1 tRNA gene and 2 rRNA genes (1 of these 3 cut by a window edge) are annotated in these 2,500 nt (G+C 54.9%); all 3 read left to right on the top strand.

The features are described from left to right. Nucleotides 1-1,742, top strand: a 23S ribosomal RNA gene (locus ACR0FE_RS23430) (it extends 1,122 nt beyond the left edge of the window). A gap of 201 nt (nt 1,743-1,943) precedes the next feature. Next, nucleotides 1,944-2,058: ribosomal RNA gene (rrf, locus tag ACR0FE_RS23425) — 5S ribosomal RNA — on the top strand. Nucleotides 2,059-2,177: 119 nt separating this feature from the next. Beyond that, nucleotides 2,178-2,254 (top strand) — tRNA-Met (locus ACR0FE_RS23420). Nucleotides 2,255-2,500: the final 246 nt, after the last annotated feature.

Below are 2,500 nucleotides of genomic sequence, written 5' to 3'. Positions count from 1 at the left end.
TTTAAAGATAGCGTAACAGCTCACTGGTCTAAACAAGTTGTCCTGCGGCGAAGATGTAACGGGGCTCAAGCCATGAGCCGAAGCTTAGGATGCCGTAAGGCATGGTAGCAGAGCGTAGTGTGACATAGAACTCATCCGTATTTGCATCCACCTGTGAAATATCAGCGGGTGTAATGACGGATCGAGTTCTTTCGATGAAGCCGGCCTGTGAGGGATCCGGTGGAGAGATCACTAGTGAGAATGATGACATGAGTAGCGACAAAGAGTGTGAGAGACACTCTCGCCGAAAGTCCAAGGGTTCCTGCTTAAAGCTAATCTGAGCAGGGTAAGCCGGCCCCTAAGCCGAGGCCGAAAGGCGTAGGCGATGGGAACTAGGTTAATATTCCTAGGCCAGGAGGATGTGACGGATCACAGGTGTAGTTCAATCTTATCGGATTGATTGGGCTGCTGAGTGGTTCCTGGAAATAGCCCTCCATCAGACCGTACCCTAAACCGACACAGGTGGACTGGTAGAGCATACCAAGGCGCTTGAGAGAACGATGTTGAAGGAACTCGGCAAAATACCTCCGTAAGTTCGCGAGAAGGAGGCCCGGTTCCTAGGCAACTAGGGGCTGGGGGCACAAACCAGGGGGTGGCGACTGTTTATTAAAAACACAGGGCTCTGCGAAGTCGCAAGACGACGTATAGGGTCTGACGCCTGCCCGGTGCCTGAAGGTTAAAAGGAGAGGTGAGAGCCTTGAATTGAAGCCCAGGTAAACGGCGGCCGTAACTATAACGGTCCTAAGGTAGCGAAATTCCTTGTCGGGTAAGTTCCGACCTGCACGAATGGCGTAACGACTTCCCCGCTGTCTCCAACATCGACTCAGCGAAATTGAATTGCCTGTCAAGATGCAGGCTTCCCGCGGTTAGACGGAAAGACCCCGTGCACCTTTACTACAGCTTCGCACTGGCATCAGGATTGTGATGTGCAGGATAGGTGGTAGGCTTTGAAGCGGAAACGCAAGTATCCGTGGAGCCTCCCTTGAGATACCACCCTTCGCACTCTTGATGTCTAACCGCGGTCCGTTATCCGGATCCGGGACCCTGCGTGGCGGGTAGTTTGACTGGGGCGGTCGCCTCCTAAAGCGTAACGGAGGCGCGCGAAGGTTGGCTCAGAGCGGTCGGAAATCGCTCGTTGAGTGCAATGGCAGAAGCCAGCCTGACTGCAAGACTGACAAGTCGAGCAGAGTCGAAAGACGGCCATAGTGATCCGGTGGTCCCGAGTGGAAGGGCCATCGCTCAACGGATAAAAGGTACGCCGGGGATAACAGGCTGATACTGCCCAAGAGTCCATATCGACGGCAGTGTTTGGCACCTCGATGTCGGCTCATCTCATCCTGGGGCTGGAGCAGGTCCCAAGGGTACGGCTGTTCGCCGTTTAAAGAGGTACGTGAGCTGGGTTTAGAACGTCGTGAGACAGTTCGGTCCCTATCTGCCGTGGGTGTAGGAGACTTGAGAGGAGTTGCCCCTAGTACGAGAGGACCGGGGTGAACGATCCACTGGTGGACCAGTTGTCGTGCCAACGGCAGTGCTGGGTAGCTATGATCGGACAGGATAACCGCTGAAGGCATCTAAGCGGGAAGCCCCCCTCAAAACAAGGTCTCCCTGAGGGCCGTGGAAGACCACCACGTCAATAGGCCGGAGATGTAAGCGCAGTAATGCGTTCAGTTGACCGGTACTAATCGCCCGATAGGCTTGATTTGATCCAGTAATGGAAAGACAAAATCAAACCAGAAGCATACACCGACCTTGAGTTGGACAATGACGTGACAATCCGCAAAGCGGATTGCACGGTGTTGATTGACATAACAACTGTGCAGGAACGCGCATCCGCTTCGCGAATACGCTGCCTCCTGCGCGTCGCCTTTTTGCTTGGCAAAAAGAGCGACGGGGATTTTCCTCGGTTTGGTGGTCATAGCGCAAGTGAAACACCCGGTCCCATCCCGAACCCGGAAGTTAAGCACTGCCGCGCCAATGGTACTTGGGCTTAAGCCCCGGGAGAGTAGGTCACCGCCAAACCTAGCAAAATCCCCCTTCTCTCTGACGATGAAAAAACACTACCCGGTCTCAAGTAGCCGAATAGGCGGTAGGCCAACACAAGACCTCAAGTAGCGTAAGCGCTAGGTCATCAAAAGTGTCGCGGGATGGAGCAGCCCGGTAGCTCGTCAGGCTCATAACCTGAAGGTCGCAGGTTCAAATCCTGCTCCCGCAACCACTTTTACCGAACCAGCCGCCGCAAGGCGGCTTTTGTCGTTCTGGACCAACCCAATCATCGCTGCCAGGGCACCCTCCAACTCAATCTGCACGCCATCCCGGTCATGCCGGACCGTGACACGTTCGATAAGGCCCTGGATAATCTCCAAGGCCCCTGTACGGATCGACGGATCCGATAAGGCCTGCGCCAGATCTGCGACCTTTGAGCGATAGAGTTCCGACAGGTTCGGGTGTAGGCGCACCGGTG

It is taken from the genome of Ruegeria sp. K7 (genome assembly GCF_056531785.1).
Note: the sequence above shows the minus strand (reverse complement) of the source record. Positions and strands in the feature narration are given on the sequence as shown.